Here is a 20,811-nt window from a genome sequence, read left to right as displayed (position 1 = left end):
CATCTTGAGATCTTGTTTATAATTAGGATATTGATAAAAATTCTTCTATTTAACTCTACTTATTTAAGATATTCCTCTTTTAATATACTGTATATTTCTAAATCTACTATTCCTTTTCCTGACCATATTGTTGCTTGTCTAAGTGTACCTTCTTTTAAAAATCCATTTTTCTGTAAAACTTTTTTAGATAGTTCATTTTGTAGCATTACTTCTGCCTGAATTCTGTTTACTTTTCCTTCATTAAATAAAAATGCCAGTAGTACACTTACCGCTTCTGTTGCAATTCCACAGCCCCAATATTCTTCAGCTAAATAATATCCTATTGTCACCATATTCACTTTTTGATTAAAATCAAAAGCTTCAATGATTCCAACTAACTCATCGTTTGTAAATATTCCCCACTTAACTCTCGTTTTCTTTCCGAAATCACGCTCAAAATGTTCAATCATTTTTTTTACAGTTGCCTTATTATGCTTTGGAATAATACCACAGTACTTAAAAACTGCTTCATTATCATAAATTGCAAATAATGCTTCAATATGGTCAACTTCGATTTTACTTAATACGATTTTTTCTGATTTTAATACAGGTAGTTCATTAAAAATAACATTCATATTCATCTAGCACTCTCCACGCCCAATAAAATAGTCATTTTATTAAATACCATAAACTTCCATATAAATGATTATAATCGATTTTGAGTTTTAAAAGTGAGATAGAAACACATTTAGTTAGTTGACTTTGTCAACTAACCGTATTATATTATAGATAATTGGTATAAAATTCAAAATATTAAGGAGATTATCCGTGGGGTCTATTCATTTTGTAGAGAAAATTCGTAAGTTTAACAGATTTTATGCAAATCTATTAGGTAAGATTGACCAGAAGATTTATCATAAACCTTTTCCATTAACAGAAGCTCGGGTCATAACAGAAATTCATTATAGAAACGGTTGTACTGCAACGGAAATCCAAGAAAACTTAGGGATTGACCGTGGGTATTTGAGCCGTATTATTCAACGATTTGAAGATGAAAAAATCATGATTAAAAAGCAATCTACTAAAGACAAGCGTCAATATAGTCTTTATTTAACCGAGCATGGAATTAATATTTATAATGACTTAGTTCAAAATGCAAACAGTGGTGTAGACACAATGATCAAAAACATATCTGAGCATAGCATTACTAAACTAGTTACTTCTATGGAAACAATTGAAACGATTTTCACAGAAAGTAGCTCTATCAAACCTAAAGTCAGTATTCGTCCTTTTTCACCTGGGGATGTTGGTTACGTTGCTTATCTACACGGAAAAATATATACGTCACCAACATATCAATTTGGAAAAATCTTTGAATATTACGTGATGAAGGGCTTAACAGATTTCCTCAAAAATAATGATGGTGGAGAATTATGGGTCGCTGAAGTAAACGGAGAAATAGTAGGATCAATTGCGATTACTAAATTCAGTGATCAAATTGCACAACTTAGATGGTTTATTCTAAATGAAAACTATCAAGGAATGGGAATTGGGAAAAATCTAATTGAGACAGCCCTTGGCTTTTGTAGGGAACAGAAGTATGATCATGTATTTTTATGGACAGTTAGCACATTAGAAGCAGCTCGCCATCTCTATAAAAAGTACCAATTTACATTAACTGAAGAAAAACCTAATGATGAGTGGAAAGATACACTTTTAATTGAAGAAAGATGGGATTTAGATCTTACACTTTGATTTATTTAAAACAGCAAACTAGGCTACTTGCCCATTTGGTTTAGGCGGAGAAAATATTTCATTAGATAATCATTTTGAGAAAAAGGCATTGCCCAGAAGCAATGCATTTTTCTACTATGTATAAAAGAAATTTTTGGGTTATAAATGATTTACATGGATTCTCGGTTGATCAACGATGAGACGGCCATAAACCTTGCATTTTTCTAATTTGAATAATTTGCCCCGTATGATAAGCATCATGAAGAAATATATCCAGTAGTTTGCTTTCAAGAGAATTTTTGTCGAGCTCTTCAATAGAAGCTTTACTTAGTAAATCTCTTAAACTATTGTGAGCTTTTTCGACACGATCAACGACTTTCTTCCAATCTTGTTCTTCCTTTGATTGATCTGTGAGATAAAATGTTTGATCACCATCGAGATTATGAGGCCATTCACGGCCTTCTATGTTCGCCACTAGTCTCTCTTTGTAATAAATGAGATGATTAACGTTCTCCCAAATTGTTTTAGTGGCTTCACCGTTCGGTTTCCAAGTGGCTTGTTCTGCGGTGATTCCTTCAATGGCATTTTTCAGTGGAGCATACCAACTTTCCTTATCATACGTTGAATCTAGTACGTTTATAAGTTGGTCAATTCGATTCAAAGTAATCCCCTCCTTACACACTTATAATTTTGAAAACATTCATGACATCATATATGAAGATTCTAGATTACTATTAAACATCCTCCATTTTGTAACGATCTAGTTTAACTTATTCCTCAGTCTGGACAAGAAGCGAAACTATTTAACATGAAAAAAAAGCCACTCAATGTGACTCTTTTTTTGAAAAGGTACGTCTAATAAATGTGTCCAACCAGAGGATCTTTGTAATTAAATCATACTCGTAAATAACTGCACATCAATGTCCTCAATTAGTGGAGATTTACGCCCAGAATATAGCACCCATAACTCGTGTAGAGCACGTGTACATCCAACATAGAGTAGTTTTGCATCTTGATTTGTGGCTTCGTAATGCTGTTCGTCTACATCCATAAGTAATACAGCATCAAATTCAAGTCCTTTCGCAAGGTATACCGGAACTACTGAAATGCCCCCCTCATATTTCCGTTGTTTTGAGTGAATAAAGGTAGCAGACATACCTGCTTCTGTCAGTGCGTCATGTAACAGTGCACACTCTTTTTCAGTACGACCAATGATCGCAATTGTATCCATTTTATTATGTTGAAGTTGCTCGATGGTTTTGATAATCAAATTGATCCGGTTCGTATCTTCTACTTGGATCATTTTTACTTTTTCGCCGCTCCTAAATACAGGATTAGCTAAACTAACAGGGATTTCTGCTTTCGAAATAATTTCATTAGCAAAGTGAATAATTTCCATTGTAGAACGATAGCTCCTGCTTAATTCGTAATATTTAACTTGATCATGGTTGAAAATCTCTAAGAATTCGTCCCAGCTTTTGATACCCTGATACTCATGAATGGCTTGCGATAAGTCTCCCAAGATGGTAAATGAGTTCCCTTGTGCCATCTGCTTTAATAATCCAATTTGAAAAGGTGAAAAATCCTGCGCTTCATCAATAATGACATGATGATATTTGTACTGGGCCTCGATGCCATACAGACGGTTGTGAATATAGACAAGCGGAGCGAGATCCTCTAGGTCTACCTCTTTCTTTTTGCAGTTCATTGCAGTCGTCTTCATAATCTCTGCCGGAATACTGTCTGCCAGTGTTGATTTGTCAGTTAGTACAAATAGGGATTTATAGAATGAAAGAGCCGTATGCTTAGGCCATTGCTTCATATAGGAAGTTAGATACTGAGTTGCTTTTTTCTTTTTATCTTTTTTAATGTTCGTTTCTTCAATATTCTTTAGCTCACCATCAATCCATTTTTTTATCCGCGCTACAATACGTTCTCTTCGTTTAGCCAATGGATAATGCTTGTATTCGTAACTAAACCATTGATGAAGTGTTTCTTTTTCGATTTTTATTTTGTCCCATGGTTCAAAATCTCTGTCAGGAACAGCTGATGCTTCATATCTTTCTATGCAACGATCAATGTAGTCTTTAAAATGAATTGAGCCTTTCCACTTACCAGGTGTATTTTCGTTTATTTTAGGACGGTCGACACCAGTAGAGAACCATTTATCCAGATTCTCTGAAGAATCTTTGGCAGCCACTTCATAGTCTAATATAGCTAAAGCCCAATCTGTAAATGTTGTTTGTTGAATACCACCTACTCCCAGCTCAGGAAGCACGTTAGAAATGTAATTGAGGAACATATTATTTGGTGCAAATATAATCATTTTTTCTGCACGTATCGTTTCACGATATTGATAAATTAGGTAAGCAAGACGATGCAGGGCAACGGTTGTTTTTCCGCTTCCGGCAACTCCTTGAATGATTAATGGAGTGTTTTTCGATGAACGAATAATATCATTTTGTTCGGATTGAATTGTTGAAACAATATCCTTTAAACGATTATCTTTGTTTTCGCTTAATCGATATAGTAGAAAATCATCAGTAACGGATTCATTTTGGCTACCTTTTATATATGTATCTACAACGCGCTGGAGATTTTTTTTGCGGATTACAATATTGCGCTTAAGATAAATTAAGCCTTCAATGATTCCTTCAGGAGAGTCATAATAAGCGAGATCGTCTCCTCCTGTAAATGAATAAAACATACTAGCAACAGGTGCACGCCAATCAATAACCATCGGATCCTCGGTCGCTATGTCAGATACACCAATTTTCCCAATATAAAGTGGAACGGATTCCTTGCCTTCTTCTTGAAAATCCATTCGCCCAAAGTATGGCTCATTTATGGCTATTCGAAGGTTTCTACGATTTGTTTCTCGTATCCCTTCTAATACTTGTTCTGTTACATCACTCCCTGTATAAATAGGGACACCTTCAAGCTTAGTTAACTGCCGGTCAATTTCGTTCATAATTGTGTTTAACTGCTGAAGTTCTTCTTCATATGCTTGTGTTTCCATTTTTCCTAACCTCCCTACTTAAATAGAACACCGAATTTTCAGACGGAATGCAATTGTATCAAAGAGATGAGAGTAAAGTAAAGAGAAAATTTAAAGAAATAGTATGAATAAAAATAAAGAGTTACCGTAGCAACTCTTTATTCTTCAACTTGTGTTAGTTGAACATTATAATTATTTCTCGGTTAGAGGCTTCCAATTTATATCTTTTTCATAATTAGTAGTTGGTTCGCTTTCTGAGTGAAAAAAAGTTTTAGACGCTCTTCCTATTTCTTTAAAATTTATTTGAGCTTCTCTTAAAGATTCTTTATTTGCTCCACAAATATCAGGATCATACGATTGAATGTCATCATCCATCCACTTACATACAGGACAAGTTTCATAATTATTAAGCTCTCTTAACGTTTTATAGCCACAACAAGGACATGTGTACCTTTTGCTCAGTTTCTTTAATGTATATAAAATAAATACATACAGATCATTGTTTTCTATTCTATTAAACTGATTCCACCATGTTGTATGAGCTACAAAACTCATATTATTGACATCGTTTACATAATCAATAGAAGGGATTCCTTTTTTCGTATCTATCTTATTTAAAAATTTTAAAATTTCATCATTTGTTAGTTTATTTGGATTTGAAAAAACAAAGCAAAGTTCCTCCGAGGAATAAAATTCAAAAGACTCACAATCATTATGATATACTCGGACCCATAACCCTTCATTATTTAGTTTTTCCCATCCACTTTCATCATTTTCTGGATTACCAAAAATGATTCTGAAATTACCTTTAACCGTGTTTTCTCTACTATAATCATAAATAAAATAGATATACTCATCGTTAATTGCAAAATCCAGAACTAACTCCATACCATCTTCGACCGTTAATACATAGCGATTTATATTTTCTATGTTTGATATACGATTATTTAATCCTTCTAAAGATTCAATGGTATTTTTTTCATCATCAAAGAATACAAACTGAGGATCCTCAATATCTAGAGGTTCTTGTTTTATTAGAAACATATCTTTACTCCTATTCCATTTAAGAATGCATTTACTCTTCTACTAAAACATTTGTTAATTACGTAAAAAATGAAATTCACTTATATCTTTGCAATATTTTTTGCTCCAGGTATGTGATAATCACTCTTTAATCAATAGTATAAATTAAGACTTTTGATTGCCGAATACACAAAAAGAATCGCTAAAATCAAGTATGTAATACTTATTCCTTTCTTTTTCAGAATGTATTGTTCAATACAAAATAGGACGTTTATAAAAGCTATAATAATTTGGAAAAAGGCGTTATATAAATAATTTACAATTCCGGAATTTAAGGAATAACTAAAAAATATAAATAAAAGAATTAACAAAATCAATTGTATTACTACTATTTTCTTTACCCTGTTTTTAAATAAGCTATTGCTAAGTTTGATAAAAATTGAATTCATAATAATCTCCTAAATATCATTTGTATAATTTAATTAAATCACATTTGGTTACAGAACTATCATATAAGTTTGTAATTAATTTTCTAATAAGAGTCCAGAACAAACTAAAAAAAGATAGCCTTAGCTACCCTTCATTAACTAATCAACATATTTATTTTTTAACTGTTCCGAACCAATGATCCCAATCACCATTAAAGCTAATGGTAAAAAATTGGATTGAAATTTTGGTAAGCCATCTGGAATGATTATATTTGTGTCAAAAAAATGATTTAGTCCTATAATAATTAGTTTCGCTACTAATAATAATGTCCCTATTAGGACTACATTATCAAAGAACATTTTCCATTTCGGATATGCCAATTTCTTACTATCTCGAATTACCTTTTCTTTCAATTCATCGTCACTCCTCAACATTTCATCTATCGTAATACTGAATAGATCACTCAAATCAATAATAACTTCGATACTCGGATAATTCTTACCAGTTTCCCATTTTGAAACTGATTGACGACTAACATGAATTTTTTCAGCAAGATCAGTTTGTGACCAACCTCTTTTTTCCCGTTCCTTTTTTAATCGTTCGCTAAAAATCATTTTATTCATCACCTTTCCTTATTTCCAGTATTGAAGGAGTACATAGCAAAAGTAAAGATAGTTATAGGCGCATCAAGATGCAACCTATAGTTGCTAATAAAAAAACTAGCACTATCCGCATATTTTATTTGTCCTCATTTTCAAAAGTTCATTACATAAAATACAGAAAAAAATCTCCACTAATTTTGTAATTTCTATATTGTGATACTGTATTTTATTATTTTTATACTACTTCCTCGTTTTTCACATCTGATCCATTATCAATATTTCATATTATACTAAACTCACAATTCGTTTTTATGTTACTAAATATGAAACTAAAAAAACACATACTAGATAAGTATGTGCTAGGGCTATTATGTACAAACAAGTATTTTTATAGACCAAGATATTTCCCTAAAATCCCAAAAAAACCACCGTTAAACATTATGATAACTAAGGCTAATTTCATATTCATTGTCTTACGGGATATCCCAGATATATTTTTTAGCATTAGAAAAATGAAACCAGCGATAATCCCTCCAGAGAGTCCATACATCAGTATATGTGAATAATTGAAGAATTCAGCTACAATCTCTGAGAGTAAGCTTGTATAAGCACCGAATAGAATAAATGTAATAAACAGATCTAATCTCATTATAAAAAGCCCCAATCTTTAAACTTCTCTTTACTTTACTCTTAGAAATAAAAAATGGTAATTTTAAAACATCCTGCGTTTAGACTATGTTCTACATAATATATTAATCTTCCACCGAGTTTACATTAACATTTACTCCCCAAATGTATAGCTCTTTATGATACGCTTAAATAAAAGGAAAAAAATGTCATTTTAATTATAACAATGTCTTCATATATAAGGGGGATTAATTTGAAATATTTAATTACGTTAATTGTCATCATCTCTACTTTTATAACGGGTTGTTCAAACCAAATGGGAATTAAAGAACAAAATATAATTGTTGAAAAACGTATTGTTGAAGCAAATCATTATGAAGATTTTAAAGTTGTAAAGAATAGTGAGAAAGTTAAAAAGGTAAGAAAAATATTAGATAAAGCTGATTGGGAAAATGCAAAAGTTGATATGGCACGCATCGCCGATTACAGATTTATTTTTCAGTTTAAAAATCCAGATACTGAGGCAAAAGCGGTTTTATATGAGCTTTGGATTAGTCCTAATAAAGATAAAGTAGAGCTTGTCATAGATGCCCAAAGTAAATATGTTCAATTAGACAAGAAGAGTTCATCAGAACTTTTTAAAATCCTTACTAGTAGAAAGTTATAAGCTTTAACAAATAGGTAAGATATAAAAAGGTCCACAGAACTTCAACCATTTTCCTATCTGTTAAAATCAAAAAGGACTGCCGAAGCAGTCCATCGATTTTACATATCAAATGCAAAGTTTAATAAGAATCCTTAGTTTACCTTAATCATAAGTTTCATTCTTTACTCGTGCTTATATCGTATCTTTTTTATGCCATTTGACTATATTTAACTTCCTTCTTCTTCTCTTCAAAAGTATATTTCTTTTCAATAAATACTTGATGCCATAGCATGAATTGTAATACAGTCCATATTTTTCTACTATTATCTTTTTTATTTAGACCATGCTCTTCTAATAAAGTCATGATATAAAATTTATCAATTAAGTATTCTGTTTGACTTTCATGAATAAGGTTAATTGCCCAGTCATACAATTCGTTTTTTAGCCATTGACTGATTGGAACAGGAAATCCGAGTTTTTTTCGATCGATGACATGATTAGGAACGATTCCACGCATTGCTTCTCTAAATAAATACTTTGTTGTGCCATTGGAAATCTTTAAAGAGACGGGTATTTTAGAGGCAACTTTAAATACTTCAGTATCTAAAAATGGAACTCGTAGTTCGATTGAGTTTGCCATTGTCATTTTATCGGCTTTTACTAATATATCTCCTCTTAGCCAAGTATGCATATCAATAAATTGCATTTGGTTGACGAGTGGTTCCTTCTTAACTAAGTTATAGTAAGGTTCTAATATTGAACTGTATTTCACTGAGTTGTCATGTTTTAAATAGATTTTCTTCTTTTCATTTTCTTCAAATATTTTTGCATTCCCAATATATCTTTCTTCCAAAGGGATGCATCCTCTTTCTATAAAGCTCTTTCCTCTCATTCCAATTGGCATAATAGTGGACAAATGTTTTAGCCCTCGTTTTAAGTTAGTAGGGAGATATTCAAACATTTTTAAAGAATTGGGTTCTTTATATATATTATAGCCACCAAATAATTCATCTGCCCCTTCGCCAGAAAGTGCAACAGTTACATGCTTTCTAGCTTCCTTAGCTACAAAATACAGTGGGATTGCTGCTGGGTCCGCTATGGGGTCATCTAAATGCCAAATGATTTTTGGTAATTCTTCGATATATTCTTTTGGAGAAATAAACCGATGAATATTTTCAACATCTAACGCTAATGCTGACTCTTTTGCAACATCGATTTCACTGAAACCTTTATCCTCAAATCCTACAGAGAATGTTTTAAGTTTAGGATTTATTTGACGAGCAATTGCAACGGTTGCAGTTGAATCAATCCCCCCCGACAAAAATGCACCTACAGGAACATCACTTCTCATGTGCATAGCTACAGAATCTATTAGTACATCCCTAATCTCTTTGATCAAAACTTCCTTGGAATGAACAGCTGGAGCAAAGGATGGTTTCCAATAAGGTTTTATCATTATTTCTTGATGCAGTTTTTTTATGAAATAAGTACCAGGTTCAATTTTCTTAACTTCGGAATAAATTGTATTTGGTTCTGGAACATATTGAAATGATAAATAATGCTGTAATGCAATTTCATCTATTTTTAATAAGTTTCCATTTAAATCCTCTACTACTCTATCAATAACTTTATTTTCAGAGGAAAATACAATGTCATTTTCTGTTTCATAATAGTAGAGAGGTTTAATTCCAAATGGATCTCGTGCTCCAAATAAGGTTTGTGTAATAGAATCCCATATTAAGAATGAGAACATTCCTCGAAGTTTTTGTAACACTTCTTCTTTCCATTCTATAAATCCATACAGTAGTACCTCAGTATCAGAGTTCGTTTCAAATTGATATCCCAATTTTTCAAGTTCTTTCTTTAACTGTTTATGGTTATAAATTTCTCCATTAAAAACAATCCAATATCTTTGATCTAAGGAATTTAATGGTTGGTGACCGTTTTCGATGTCTATAATACTTAATCGCTTAAATCCGAGTGATAAATATTCGTCATGATAATATCCTTCATCATCTGGTCCTCTATGATTAATTATTCTATTATATTCTTTAATTGATTTTCTATTAATTTTATCATTCCTACTTGAAGATAAAATCCCAATGAATCCACACATTATTATCTACCCCATTTATCATTCATAAATTGCTCTATTTCTTAATAAGAGTAGTTTTTAAATGTTTCGAAACGATAAACAAATAAGGTAAAGTTGTAAACTTTATGAAACAAGTTATGTCATTTCTATGACCGAAATATCGGTTTTATTTACTTTTCTAATAAAATAAAACTTTTTAGGTAGGAATAATTTACTTTTAATTGAATAGGTTAATCTATTCGGACAAAAAATGCAGCCATTGGTTTCCATGCTTTAAGTTAGCTCATCTTATTAAAAAAGGAACTTTAGTAAACTATCTTTTATACATTAATCTACTAATAAAATGAGAATAACTTACAACAAAAATGGATTTTATGGTAGTTTTACACTATAATTTGACTATTCAGAATAAAACAAAATAAGAGAGTCTTACTCGATCCTTTGGATATGATTTTCTTTTTAATTCTAGGCTCTGTTAATATTAATTGTTGATTTTAGATAAATACATTAAGAGTATGAAAAGAGAATAGCTGGTTCAAGAGTAATTGGAATGGAAGGTGCGTAGACTCCTATGGGAGATGCGGGAAACTTGAGACCCCGGAGGCTCAGGGTCACGCCCCATGGAAAGCGAAGTACCTGGAATGGAAATCAACATTCTTTTTTTAACAGAGCCTATTTCTAATAAACCTTTTATATAGGGAGTGATAGTTTTGGAATTAAACGATGTTTTACACGGGCACAAATCTATACGAGAATATGAGGATAAGGATGTCAGTCAAGAATTGTTGGAACAAATATTAGATGCTGGTATTCGCGCTTCTTCTAGTGGCAATATGCAATCTTATTCCATTATTGTCACGAAAGACAAAGAACTGAAGAAAAAATTATATACCGCTCATATGGATCAATCAATGGTTATTGATGCTCCCATACTTTTAACTTTTTGTGCAGATTTTAATCGAATGAGAAAATGGCTTACACTGAATGATGCACCAGTACATTTTGATAATTTTATGAGTTTTATGATTGGTGCCATTGATGCAACTTTGGTAGCACAAAACTGTGCTTTGGCGGCAGAGAATGCTGGACTAGGTCTTTGTTATATGGGCTCTACACTCGCAAATTGTAATCAAATTGGCGAAATTCTTAATTTACCGCCAAATGTCGTGCCAATTGTGGGCTATTCCTTAGGCTATCCAAAAGAAAATCCTCCATTGCGTGATCGACTTCCGCGTCATGGGTTAGTTCATTATGAACAGTACCATGATTATTCAAACGAAGAAATCCTAGAAATTTACAAGGACAGAGATGAAAAGGGTTGGAAACGCTACATGGACATCCCTAAGCTAAAGGAAATGACAGAACAATTAGGGTTAAAGAATTTAGCTCAAATTTATACAATTGCCAAATATACGCAAGAATCTCATCATCAATTTTCGAAGACGGTTTTAGATTACTTGGAGAAACAGAATTATATGAATAATGAATGAGGAATGTATGTTTTAAGTACATTCTCAATGAAAAAAGCCGATTTCCATAATTGGAAATCGACTTTTTTGTTAGTTTAACTAAAATATCATAATCAATGCTGATGCGCATGCAGCTTAGCAAAAATCCCATTCTCTTGAGAAAGTAGCTCTTTATGCGTACCATCTTCTGCAATTCCTTCATCAGTTATAACAAGAATACGATCAGCTTTTTTAATCGTACCTAAACGGTGTGCAATTATAAGAGTTGTTCGATCTTTTGCTAGATCATTTAAAGCTTCTTGTATAATTGCTTCCGTTTCAGTATCAAGTGCTGAAGTAGCTTCATCTAATATTAAAATTGGCGGATTTTTTAAGAACATTCTAGCAATCGCCAACCTTTGCTTTTGACCACCAGAAAGCTTTAATCCTCTTTCACCTATTTGCGTTTCATACCCATCTGGTAATGAAGCAATTAAATCTGTCAGATGAGCTTTTCTAGCTGCTTCTTCTATTTCTTCCTGAGAAGCTCCTAATTTTCCATATGCAATATTTTCTCTCAAAGTACCTGTAAATAAGAAAACATCTTGTTGAACAATACCAATATTTGAACGCAGGGATTTCTTTGTCATTTCACGAAGATCGATTCCATCAATTGAAATTGATCCTTCTAATACATCATAGAAACGTGGAATTAATGAACAAATTGTTGTTTTACCTGCTCCAGATGGACCAACAAAAGCAACTGTTTTCCCAGCTTCAATCGAAAAAGACATATCATTTAAGATCGTGCGTTTGTTTTCATAACCAAAAGTAACATTTTGGAAACGAATATCTCCTTTTAATGAAGAAACTTCGATTGCATCTGGTACATCTTCAATATCTGGTTCTGAATCCATTAGTTCTGTAAATCGCTTAAACCCGGCCATTCCTTTTGGATATAGCTCAAGAAGTGCACTGATTTTATCAATTGGCTTAAATAAGATGTTTAAATACAGTATGAAGGCAACTAACTCACCATAAGATAATATTCCTGTAAAGCTAAGCCATGCTCCAAAAACTAAGATGGCAAGCGTCATCAGTCGAGTTGAAACATATATTCCTAACAGATTCCAGCTCATTACTTTATAAGCTCTCAATTTAGTTTTACGGAAAAATTGATTATTTTTGTTGAAACGCTTCATTTCGTATTGTTCATTTGTAAATGATTGGACAACTCTAACCCCTGAAACACTATCTTCCACTTGGGAATTTACATTTGCAATATTTCCATACATTTGACTCCAAGAAGCATTCATTTTCATATTCGAATATGAAATCAACCATACAAGAAACGGTACAATTATGATGGCTACTAGTGCCAATTTCACATTAATTGCAAGCATAATCCAAAATGCACCGATAAACGTCATGATTGCAATGAATAAATCTTCAGGTCCATGATGCGCTAATTCTCCGATATCCATTAAGTCATTCGTAATTCGGCTCATAATATGTCCAGTTTTTGTATTATCAAAGAAACGGAATGACTGACGCTGTACATGATTAAACAACTCTCGACGCATGTCAGTCTCAATATTAATCCCTAACTTATGTCCCCAATAGTTAACAACAAATTGCATTCCCGAACTAATTAAATAGAGTGCTAGAAGTCCAACACTTACCGCAATGATTAAACTCCAATTCCCCTCAGGTAGAAGCTGATCAATAAACCACGAGACAGCAAGAGGAAATCCAAGTTCCATTAATCCAACAAGTACCGCACAAAAAAAGTCTATATAAAATAGTTTTTTGTGTGGAATATAATATTTAAAAAATCGTTTTATCATAGAAATACTACACACCCCATCTCTGTTACATTTCATACTTTGGTAGATGATATTACATTATCACATGTCAAGTAAGTGTGCTATATAATCAGCTAAAATGTGGAAATATGGAAAATTTAATATTGAGTGAGAAAAGTATATTTTATTAGAAGAAACTAGATTACGAGAATATTTATTGAGCTTGAAAAAAGCGTTGAAGATTCACTGTAGTATTCCAAATATATGTATCTGAGATGTAAACACAAGCTTATGATTACGCTAATTTTTCTTGTTAAAGAAATGTTTTATTTTACATACATTTTATTTATAATTACACTAACTATCGTGACAGGAGACAAACATCATGATCTTAGATGAATTAGCTACAAAAATAATTAATGAAGTTAAAAAACTAATCCATGAGGATATCATTATAATCAATACTAATGGAGTCATTATTGCAAGTACAGATCAAGCTCGCGCAGGTACTTTTCACGAGGGAGCATTGATTGCCATTAAGCAAGGAACAACTTTTATCATCACAACTGAAGATGAAAAACGATTAAAAGGTGTAAAGGCTGGAATCAATCTACCTGTCTTCTTTCAAAATGAAATCATCGGTGTAATTGGAATAACTGGTGAGCCAGATTTAATTTCCCCTTTTGGAGAAATGTTGAGACGAATGACCGAACTACTAATTAGTGAAAATTACTATACTGATCAAATCGAACTCACACAACGAGGGCTTGAAGCATTCGTATTTGATTGGATCCAGCAAGATGAATGGGATGATTCTTTTTATGAGCGTGCACAAATGCTTAATATTGATTTAACCCTTCAAAGACAAATACTTATTTTTGAATGGGAGCATCAAAGTAAGCTTTCAGATACAAGGCAAATTATTTTCGATTGGAACAACAGACAAAGTGATGAATTATTTATTCGCTGGGGAAATAATCGTCTAGTTGTATTATGTAGAGTTGAGCAATCTTATACAAAATCGCAAAATCTTAAGCTTGTCGAATCTATCCTGAATTACGTACAAAGTCGCTTACACTTAAAAATTGCGACTGGTGTAGGTCAACCAACCCAGCCTAAACAATTGAGTAAATCATATCATCAAGCAGTTCGAGCGCTAAAAGTATCCAGTAAAACGAATTCAATTGTATTTGATGAAGATCTCACAATTGATTTGATTCTGCAAGATCTATCAAACGAAACGAAAAGTACTTTTATTGAAAGAACGATTGCACCTATAATTAACGAAAAAGAACTTTTTATTACAATTGAAGAATACATTAAACATAATCAATCATTAAAAAACACTGCACATTCATTGCATATTCATATCAATACACTTCTTTATCGTCTGAATAAGATTACTGAATTAACCAACTTAAACCCAAGAGAAATCCATGATTTAAGCAAATTTTATATCGGAATTAACCTATTGGATGATTCTACAAAAAAACACCTATAACAGGTGTTTTTTCTATAGAAATCTCCATAGTAAATACGACCTATTTCTATTTATACTTTAGATAAGATAATAGGGAGGGAATATTTATGGTGTCAAAAGAAATTGCTCAAAGGCTAATTGCAATTGTAGGTGAAGCAAACTTTGATGATTCTAAAATGGAAAGACTTGTTTATTCCTATGACGCAACACCGAATCTTCAATCCTTGCCGGATGCAATCATCAGTCCTCGTTCGACAAAAGAAGTATCGGAAATTATTAAAATCTGTAACGAAAATAAAATTCCAATTGTTCCTAGAGGTTCTGGTACAAACCTTTGTGGTGGCACATGTCCAACCAATGGTGGAATCGTTCTATTATTTAAGCATTTAAATAAGATACTTGAAATCGATGAAGAAAATTTAACGATTACCGTTCAACCAGGCGTGATTACACTTGATATGATCAATACAATAGAAGAAAAAGGATTGTTTTATCCACCAGATCCAAGCTCAATGAAAATTTCTACAATTGGTGGAAATATTAATGAGAATTCAGGTGGACTACGTGGCTTAAAGTACGGTGTAACAAGAGATTATGTCATTGCGCTTGAAATTGTTTTAGCAAATGGAGATATCATTAGAACTGGTGGAAAGCTCGCTAAAGATGTAGCTGGTTATGATTTTACTCGTTTATTTGTTGGTTCTGAAGGTACACTTGGGATTATTACTGAAGCTACTTTAAAATTAATTCCTATGCCTGAAACGAAAAAAACAATGCTAGCTCTTTACGACAGTTTAGAAGATGCTGCTAGAACAGTATCAAAGATTATTGCTAGCAAAATTATTCCTACCTCACTAGAATTTATGGACCAACCTACTTTAGAGGTTGTAGAAAATTTTGCTCAGATTGGCTTACCAACTGACGTGAAAGCAGTGCTATTAATTGAACAAGATGGTCCACAAGAAGTTGTTAACAGAGACATAGAACTGATAAAGAACATTTGTGAGAAAGAAAAATGCATCCCAGTAAGTGTGGCAAAAACTGAAGCCGAAGCAATTGCCTTAAGAACAGCTCGACGCTCAGCACTTTCGGCACTTGCTCAATTAAGACCAACAACTATTTTAGAGGATGCAACCGTACCTCGATCAAAAATTGCTGAAATGGTTCAAGCAATAAATGAAATCGCGCAAAAGTATGAAGTTAAAATTTGTACATTTGGCCATGCTGGTGACGGAAATCTACATCCTACCTGCCCGACTGACGCTCGAGATCATGAAGAAATGGAAAGAGTTGAAATGGCATTTGCTGAAATTTTTGAAAAAGCAATTGAATTAGGTGGAACTATAACGGGAGAGCATGGCGTAGGAATCGTAAAAGCACCCTATCTCGAATTAAAATTAGGAAAAGAAGGTATTCATGCTATGCTTGCTGTTAAAACAGCATTAGATCCACATAATATTATGAATCCCGGAAAAGTATTTGCAAAAGATTCTAGAAAACGAATGGTGGTGTCAAAATGACAACACTACAAGAACAGCAAAAACTTCAAGAACAATTTAAAGTAAGAATGAATGAAGATGAGTTATTAAACTGTATGAGATGTGGATTTTGTTTACCAAGCTGTCCAACTTATATTGAATCGGGACAAAAAGAATCACATTCTCCTAGAGGTCGTATTGCACTAATGAAGGCAGTAACTGATGGCTTAATCGAACCTGATGAAGATGTTGAACGTACACTAGAACTTTGTCTTGGATGTCGCGCTTGTGAGCCTGTTTGTCCGTCTGGCGTAAAATACGGTCATTTACTAGAAGAAGCAAGAGATATCATTGCACAACACAAAAAACATTCTCTTCCTACTCGTGTTGTTCGTAAGTTTGTTTTCAAAGATTTATTTCCTCACCAAAATCGCATGAGATTAGCAGTTGGACTTCTTGGGTTATATCAGCGAACAGGATTACAAAAAATTGCTAGAAAATCAGGTGTTATGAAGCTAATCCCTAATAACTTATCAGCAATGGAAAAAGTATTACCAACTGTTCCTTCAATGAAACAAATGAAATCACGCCCTGATTATTTACCAGCTATACAATCTAAAATTAGCCGCGTAGCATTTTTCTCAGGTTGTTTAATGGATACTATGTTCTTGGAAACAAATAATGCCACTATGAAGCTTTTACAGTTAGCTGGCTGTGAGATTGTCATTCCAAATGACCAAGCATGCTGTGGTGCATTACATGGACATAGTGGTGAAAAAGACATTGCTAAGGAAATGGCTAAAAAAAATATTGCAGCTTTTGAAAACCTTGAAGTAGACTACATCATTACAAATGCAGGTGGTTGTGGTGGATTTCTTATTGATTATGATCACCTTTTAAAAGATGATCCAATGTGGAAGAACCGCGCACAATCATTTAAAAATAAATTAAAAGATATATCTCAAATTTTAGTAGAAGTAGATTTTCATAAAAAAGTAAAATTAAAGCTACCTACTCAAATTATTACTTACCAAGATTCTTGTCATTTAAGAAATGTGATGAAAACCGCTTCCGCTCCAAGAATTCTTTTACAATCGATTGAAAATATTATTTATCATGAGATGAAGGATGCAGACCGTTGCTGTGGATCAGCTGGAATTTATAATATTGTTGAGTCGGAAATGTCTATGCAGATTCTAGACTATAAGATGGAACAAGTTAAACATTCACAAGCAACTACAATTGTTACTGCAAACCCAGGTTGCTTACTTCAAATGAAGCTTGGTGTCGAAAGAGAGCAACAGGCTCATAGAACTGAAGTCGTTCATATAGTTGATTTACTTTTACAAGCAGCACAATATGATGATCAACAATAAAAAAACTCCTTTATAGTTTCCGTAACTATAAAGGAGTTTTTTTATTTTTTGCTTTGTAATGAATTAATAGCCGTTCGAGTTTGGTCAACATATTGAATTGTTTTATCATATTCCTGAGTAGCAACGGCCATAAATAATATATCTATGACATGTAATTGAGCCATTCTTGAAGAAGTTGCGCCACTTCTAAAAGTTGCTTCTTTGTTTGGTGAATTAAACAATTTAATATTCGCTAAATTAGATACAGAGTTTGAACCGAATCCAGTAATACTAATTGTATTCACACCATTTTCTTTTGCTAGTCTAAATGCTTTTTGCACCTCAGTTGTTTCTCCTGAAAATGATATCCCTACTAATACATCATTTTCTTCATGATTAGCAATTTGGACAGCCAATAGATGAAGGTCAGCAAAAGCAGAGGTATATTTTTTAATACGTAAAAACTTTTGTTGTGCATCAAGTGCCACAACCATTGAGCCACCTACACCAAAGAAATATATATTTCTAGCCTTACTTAAGGCTAATACAGCTTCTTCTAATTCACTTACATTTAATATATCGCTTGTATCCTTTATTGATTGAATACTATTGTTTGTCATCTTTTGGATGATTGTACTAATCGATTCACCTGAATGGATATCTCTAGATCCCGTTTCTTTTGTTGTGATAATATCTCCTGCGATTCGAAGCTTCAATTCTTGAAAACCTTTAACCCCGATAGAACGACATAATCTTATAATAGCAGAGGTACTCGTTTGGCTTTTTTCTGCAAGCTCAAACACTGTAAATTGTATGGATTTATCTGGATTTTCTAAAATATAATTAGCAGCTCTTCGCTCAGATGGAGGTAGTTTATGTAACATTTCCTTTAACATGATTAATCCGCCATTTAACGCATTCATTTAATCAAACTCAACTCTCTCTACATAGTGAATAGTGTTTCATATAAGATATATCTCACAATTAAAACGGTAAAACCTTTAACTAGTCTTTTTGGTAATTATTTAGATTCATTATTATATCATAAAGCATAATGAGTTGCCGATAACGATGCATTTTCCCTGAAGATCGACTTAATGAAACTTAACACTATTTCAACGCTCATATCTCTTTAATACAAAAAGTGACATACTAGCAAGAATAATCGCTAGATTGTCACTTTCCACTCCATAGTCTTATACTATTTTACTAATAAACCCTTTGGCATTACGTAAACTATTTATAGCATTATCATAATTCATACCAGTTAAAATCATAACAATCGCTACTTTCGTTTCATTTTTTGATTCTATTAAATACTTACTTGCAGTGTCGTAGTCGCAACCAGTTGCTTCTATAATAATACGCTTTGCTCGATCAATTAATTTTAAATTTGTTAATTGCAAATCAACCATAAGGTTTTTATAAACTTTTCCAATTCCAACCATGGAAGCTGTTGAAATCATATTACAAATCAATTTTTGAGAAGTACCTGCTTTAAGTCTTGTAGAGCCAGTTAAAACTTCAGGGCCATTATCTACTTCAATTTTATACTTTGCTACTTTTCCGATTTCTGAGTTTTTATTACATGCAATCGCTACAGTATTTACCCCTACTTCATTTGCATACCGTAGAGCACCAATTACATAAGGCGTCCTACCTGATGCAGCAATTCCTATCACAACATCATTTTTTGTAAGAGATTGTTTCGTTAAATCTTCTTTTCCCAAAACTTCATTATCTTCTGCGCCTTCCACTGCTTTAATAAATGCAGAATCTCCTCCAGCAATTAATCCAATTACTTCACTTGGATTTGTACCAAATGTAGGAGGACACTCTACTGCATCCAACAATCCAATTCGACCACTTGTTCCAGCACCAACATATATTAAGCGTCCACCTACCCGCATTGAATCTATGACAATTTGAACAACATTTGATATTGCCGGTATTTGTTCATTTACTGCTAAAGCTACCTTCTGATCTTCTTCATTCATTATCGTTAAAAACTGTTCAATTGAAAGCTGGTCTAAGTTTTCTGTACGATTATTTCGATTTTCAGTTGTTAAATGTTCTAACATTTTTGCACCCTCTATCCACTACTGAATATTACTTCAGTCATTTCACTATAAATACCTAGCCTATGAATTACTTAAGCTCCTTTTCTGAATCTCCTTCAACGCTAATAAATAGCCCCCATAAGTAGAAGAAACGTCTTTCATACAAAATTCTACTGTAGGATGCTTTTCACGAATTGCATCAACGAATGCATTTTGAACAAATGAAACTTGCTGTAATATACTTCCTTTGATAGCAACTCTTGGCGATGAATGAAGACTTAAATTCTTTAAAGCTTGGAGAGTTATATTTGCTAATAATTGACCTGCTCTTTCCAATACTTCTTTTGCAAACAAATCACCCATCACAGCTTCTTCTACAATAAAAGGAACGTTTGAAGCAATCACACCTTTTGTTTCATAATAAATATATCGTTTTATCTCATCAATTTCGTTTAATTTTAAACGGTTTAAGAGTTTTCGAGATAAGTTACTAAGAGGTAAGCCCTCATCAAATTCACGAGTAATTTTTTTGAAAACCTCCATTGAAATCCAATAACCGCTTCCTTCATCTCCTAATAAATGTCCCCAACCCCCAGTTGTCACGAAGCGGTTTAGATTCGATCCTAGACTGACTGACCCTGTTCCAGCAATTGTTAAAACACCATCTTTACCATCCAATAAAGCCGCATGAGCGATTTGTGCATCATTCACTATTTTGAATGGAATATGAAATCTATCATACAATGCTTTTTCTACATGCTTCCGATCTTTAACTCCGCCATAACCAGCTAATCCCAAAAATAGAAATAAGCAGTCCTTTTTTTCTAAGTTACATAGACAATTTTCAATTGCTTCGATAATATGCTTTATCGCATCTTGTTCATTTATTAATATATTGCTAAATCCAGAATAGCCTTGACCAATGATCGTGCCGTCTAGCTCATAAGCAATTGCCTCTGATTTTGTTCCTCCACCATCAAGACTAATTATGTATTTCTTCATAGCTGCCTCCTAACGTAGAAGTTAACCTATTATATTAATCACTATGAATA

At 32.9% G+C, this 20,811-nt stretch carries 17 protein-coding genes; 6 read left to right on the top strand and 11 right to left on the bottom strand.

The window, feature by feature from the left end; translation table 11 throughout:
- Nucleotides 1–59: 59 nt before the first annotated feature.
- Complete coding sequence (locus tag CAB05_RS17505; RefSeq protein ID WP_088002225.1) at nucleotides 60–620, bottom strand: GNAT family N-acetyltransferase; 561 nt, start codon at nucleotides 618–620, stop codon at nucleotides 60–62.
- A gap of 187 nt (nucleotides 621–807) precedes the next feature.
- Between CAB05_RS17505 and CAB05_RS17500 the strand changes: the two genes are divergently transcribed.
- On the top strand, nucleotides 808–1,734 hold the full coding sequence (locus tag CAB05_RS17500) for a bifunctional helix-turn-helix transcriptional regulator/GNAT family N-acetyltransferase (RefSeq protein WP_088002223.1): 927 nt from the start codon (nucleotides 808–810) through the stop codon (nucleotides 1,732–1,734).
- A gap of 169 nt (nucleotides 1,735–1,903) precedes the next feature.
- On the opposite strand, the gene CAB05_RS17495 is transcribed toward CAB05_RS17500, so the two are convergent.
- From CAB05_RS17495 to CAB05_RS17470, 5 genes are all read right to left on the bottom strand, one after another.
- The gene (locus CAB05_RS17495; protein WP_088002220.1) at nucleotides 1,904–2,374 is read right to left on the bottom strand and encodes a DinB family protein; all 471 of its coding nucleotides are present in this window, start codon (nucleotides 2,372–2,374) and stop codon (nucleotides 1,904–1,906) included.
- Between the two features lie 228 nt (nucleotides 2,375–2,602).
- Nucleotides 2,603–4,732, bottom strand: a complete 2,130-nt coding sequence (locus CAB05_RS17490) for a HelD family protein (protein ID WP_088002218.1) — start codon at nucleotides 4,730–4,732, stop codon at nucleotides 2,603–2,605.
- A gap of 171 nt (nucleotides 4,733–4,903) precedes the next feature.
- On the bottom strand, nucleotides 4,904–5,755 hold the full coding sequence (locus tag CAB05_RS22520; protein ID WP_088002216.1) for a CPCC family cysteine-rich protein: 852 nt from the start codon (nucleotides 5,753–5,755) through the stop codon (nucleotides 4,904–4,906).
- A 566-nt stretch (nucleotides 5,756–6,321) separates the two neighbouring features.
- A complete protein-coding gene (locus CAB05_RS17475) occupies nucleotides 6,322–6,777 on the bottom strand; it encodes a helix-turn-helix domain-containing protein (protein WP_088002210.1) in 456 nt (151 codons plus the stop codon).
- Between the two features lie 376 nt (nucleotides 6,778–7,153).
- Nucleotides 7,154–7,414, bottom strand: a complete 261-nt coding sequence (locus CAB05_RS17470; RefSeq protein ID WP_088002208.1) for a hypothetical protein — start codon at nucleotides 7,412–7,414, stop codon at nucleotides 7,154–7,156.
- 204 nt (nucleotides 7,415–7,618) lie between these two features.
- On the opposite strand from CAB05_RS17470, the gene CAB05_RS17465 reads away from it, so the two are divergent.
- The gene (locus CAB05_RS17465; protein ID WP_503487625.1) at nucleotides 7,619–8,059 is read left to right on the top strand and encodes a YhfM domain-containing protein; all 441 of its coding nucleotides are present in this window, start codon (nucleotides 7,619–7,621) and stop codon (nucleotides 8,057–8,059) included.
- A gap of 187 nt (nucleotides 8,060–8,246) precedes the next feature.
- Here the strand turns inward: CAB05_RS17465 and asnB are convergent, their stop codons facing one another.
- Entirely contained in the window at nucleotides 8,247–10,154 is a 1,908-nt protein-coding gene (gene asnB, locus CAB05_RS17460) for an asparagine synthase (glutamine-hydrolyzing) (protein ID WP_088002206.1), read from the bottom strand.
- 689 nt (nucleotides 10,155–10,843) lie between these two features.
- Here asnB and CAB05_RS17455 point away from each other — a divergent pair.
- Complete coding sequence (locus tag CAB05_RS17455; RefSeq protein ID WP_088002204.1) at nucleotides 10,844–11,623, top strand: nitroreductase family protein; 780 nt, start codon at nucleotides 10,844–10,846, stop codon at nucleotides 11,621–11,623.
- 92 nt (nucleotides 11,624–11,715) lie between these two features.
- Here the strand turns inward: CAB05_RS17455 and CAB05_RS17450 are convergent, their stop codons facing one another.
- Complete coding sequence (locus CAB05_RS17450; protein WP_088002202.1) at nucleotides 11,716–13,428, bottom strand: ABC transporter ATP-binding protein; 1,713 nt, start codon at nucleotides 13,426–13,428, stop codon at nucleotides 11,716–11,718.
- Nucleotides 13,429–13,771: 343 nt separating this feature from the next.
- Here CAB05_RS17450 and CAB05_RS17445 point away from each other — a divergent pair, with 343 nt between their 5' ends.
- The 3 genes from CAB05_RS17445 to CAB05_RS17435 all read left to right on the top strand — a co-directional run bounded on the left by CAB05_RS17445 (nucleotide 13,772) and on the right by CAB05_RS17435 (nucleotide 17,720).
- Nucleotides 13,772–14,887 carry a CdaR family transcriptional regulator gene (locus tag CAB05_RS17445; RefSeq protein ID WP_088002200.1) on the top strand — a complete coding sequence of 372 codons (1,116 nt, stop codon included), beginning with the start codon at nucleotides 13,772–13,774 and terminating at the stop codon, nucleotides 14,885–14,887.
- Between the two features lie 86 nt (nucleotides 14,888–14,973).
- A complete protein-coding gene (glcD, locus tag CAB05_RS17440; protein WP_088002198.1) occupies nucleotides 14,974–16,386 on the top strand; it encodes a glycolate oxidase subunit GlcD in 1,413 nt (470 codons plus the stop codon).
- Entirely contained in the window at nucleotides 16,383–17,720 is a 1,338-nt protein-coding gene (locus CAB05_RS17435) for a (Fe-S)-binding protein (RefSeq protein WP_088002196.1), read from the top strand. The genes glcD and CAB05_RS17435 overlap by 4 nt, the downstream gene beginning before the upstream one ends.
- A 41-nt stretch (nucleotides 17,721–17,761) precedes the next feature.
- Here the strand turns inward: CAB05_RS17435 and CAB05_RS17430 are convergent, their stop codons facing one another.
- The 3 genes from CAB05_RS17430 to CAB05_RS17420 all read right to left on the bottom strand — a co-directional run bounded on the left by CAB05_RS17430 (nucleotide 17,762) and on the right by CAB05_RS17420 (nucleotide 20,761).
- Nucleotides 17,762–18,622, bottom strand: coding sequence for a MurR/RpiR family transcriptional regulator (locus tag CAB05_RS17430; protein ID WP_088002194.1), 861 nt, complete (start codon nucleotides 18,620–18,622; stop codon nucleotides 17,762–17,764).
- A gap of 273 nt (nucleotides 18,623–18,895) precedes the next feature.
- Nucleotides 18,896–19,780 carry an N-acetylmuramic acid 6-phosphate etherase gene (murQ, locus tag CAB05_RS17425; RefSeq protein WP_088002192.1) on the bottom strand — a complete coding sequence of 295 codons (885 nt, stop codon included), beginning with the start codon at nucleotides 19,778–19,780 and terminating at the stop codon, nucleotides 18,896–18,898.
- A 60-nt stretch (nucleotides 19,781–19,840) separates the two neighbouring features.
- A complete protein-coding gene (locus CAB05_RS17420; RefSeq protein ID WP_088002190.1) occupies nucleotides 19,841–20,761 on the bottom strand; it encodes an N-acetylglucosamine kinase in 921 nt (306 codons plus the stop codon).
- Nucleotides 20,762–20,811: the final 50 nt, after the last annotated feature.

Origin of the sequence: Gottfriedia solisilvae (genome assembly GCF_002128405.1) — a bacterium.
GTDB classification, from domain to species: Bacteria; Bacillota; Bacilli; order Bacillales; family Bacillaceae_G; genus Gottfriedia; species Gottfriedia solisilvae.
The sequence above is the reverse complement of the archived record's forward strand: the minus strand, read 5'-3'. Positions and strand labels throughout refer to the sequence as shown.

Bases quoted from the DNA above. Each gene is read 5' to 3' on its own strand.
- CAB05_RS17430 (WP_088002194.1), bottom strand. From the start codon at position 18,622: ATGAATGCGTTAAATGGCGGATTAATCATGTTAAAGGAAATGTTACAT.
- CAB05_RS17465 (WP_503487625.1), top strand. From the start codon at position 7,619: ATGTCTTCATATATAAGGGGGATTAATTTGAAATATTTAATTACGTTA.
- CAB05_RS17435 (WP_088002196.1), top strand. From the start codon at position 16,383: ATGACAACACTACAAGAACAGCAAAAACTTCAAGAACAATTTAAAGTA.
- CAB05_RS17470 (WP_088002208.1), bottom strand. From the start codon at position 7,414: ATGAGATTAGATCTGTTTATTACATTTATTCTATTCGGTGCTTATACA.
- murQ (WP_088002192.1), bottom strand. From the start codon at position 19,780: ATGTTAGAACATTTAACAACTGAAAATCGAAATAATCGTACAGAAAAC.
- CAB05_RS17490 (WP_088002218.1), bottom strand. From the start codon at position 4,732: ATGGAAACACAAGCATATGAAGAAGAACTTCAGCAGTTAAACACAATT.
- CAB05_RS17445 (WP_088002200.1), top strand. From the start codon at position 13,772: ATGATCTTAGATGAATTAGCTACAAAAATAATTAATGAAGTTAAAAAA.
- asnB (WP_088002206.1), bottom strand. From the start codon at position 10,154: ATGTGTGGATTCATTGGGATTTTATCTTCAAGTAGGAATGATAAAATT.
- CAB05_RS17420 (WP_088002190.1), bottom strand. From the start codon at position 20,761: ATGAAGAAATACATAATTAGTCTTGATGGTGGAGGAACAAAATCAGAG.
- CAB05_RS22520 (WP_088002216.1), bottom strand. From the start codon at position 5,755: ATGTTTCTAATAAAACAAGAACCTCTAGATATTGAGGATCCTCAGTTT.
- CAB05_RS17475 (WP_088002210.1), bottom strand. From the start codon at position 6,777: ATGATTTTTAGCGAACGATTAAAAAAGGAACGGGAAAAAAGAGGTTGG.
- CAB05_RS17505 (WP_088002225.1), bottom strand. From the start codon at position 620: ATGAATATGAATGTTATTTTTAATGAACTACCTGTATTAAAATCAGAA.
- CAB05_RS17450 (WP_088002202.1), bottom strand. From the start codon at position 13,428: ATGATAAAACGATTTTTTAAATATTATATTCCACACAAAAAACTATTT.
- glcD (WP_088002198.1), top strand. From the start codon at position 14,974: ATGGTGTCAAAAGAAATTGCTCAAAGGCTAATTGCAATTGTAGGTGAA.